Annotated in this window: 1 pseudogene; it reads left to right on the plus strand. The window is 48.6% G+C overall.

Going from position 1 to position 1095, the window contains the following annotated elements:
* A pseudogene (locus A3735_RS31425) lies at positions 1 to 1095 on the plus strand (phosphate ABC transporter permease); the annotation flags it as partial.

Consider the following 1095-nt stretch of genomic DNA (forward strand, 5'->3'; position numbering starts at 1 on the left):
GTGAACCAAAGTTCGTCATCGCTGAACCCGGTATGCGCTGGGTTTTTGTAGCATCGGAAAAAGACATCAACATCTTCGACCTGGCCGATAACGAACAGGCGACCATTAACGGCACCGTTCATTTGCCCGAGAACAGAGACATTATCGGCATGGAACTTTTACTTGGCGGTTCCTCTATATTGGTGACTGAGTCCGGCGGGATTGTTTCTCAATGGTTTATGGTTCGTGACGACAACAACCACTACTCATTACAGCGAATTCGTGACTTCTCAATTGATGAAGATTCTACGGCAGAAATCACATCAATCGCCATTGAACACCGCCGAAAAGGCTTTGCCTCGGTAGATGATAGCGGCACCATTTCTTTGTTCAACACGACTGCTCACAGCACAACATTAGAGAAGAAAGTAAGCGACGCCGCCATCACACATGCCAGCATCGCACCTCGCGCTAACTATGTATTAGTCGAAAATGAGCAAGGTCAGATTAGCTTCTGGCACATTGACAACGAACACCCTGAAATTTCTTTCTCAGCCCTATGGCAAGAAGTTTGGTACGAAGGGTACCAAGAGCCAGAGTACGTTTGGCAGTCTTCAGCCTCTAACAACGACTTTGAACCAAAGTACAGCCTGTCGCCACTTGCCTTTGGTACATTAAAAGCAGCATTTTACGCTATGCTAGTCGCGACGCCACTTGCTATCTGCGGCGCGCTATATACGGCTTACTTCATGGCACCCGCACTGCGTCGTAAAGTGAAGCCTTCGATAGAACTTATGGAAGCACTACCGACGGTTATCCTCGGTTTCTTGGCAGGTCTGTTTTTCGCGCCATTCATGGAAGATCACTTACCAGGCATCTTTGCTTGGCTCTTGATTACCCCGCTCTCTTTACTTGCGTTTGGCTTCATTTGGGTGAACTTACCCGACCGAATTAGACACGCCGTACCGGAAGGCTGGGACCCCGTGCTGTTAATTCCGGTTATCTTGTTAGCCTCGTGGTTCAGTATCGAAATTAGCCCGGTATTGGAAGTCGCCTTCTTTGGCGGCGATATGCGGTCTTGGTTGACCAATGAAATGGGCATCGATTTTGACCAGC

The sequence above is a fragment of the Oleiphilus sp. HI0061 genome, assembly GCF_001635675.1.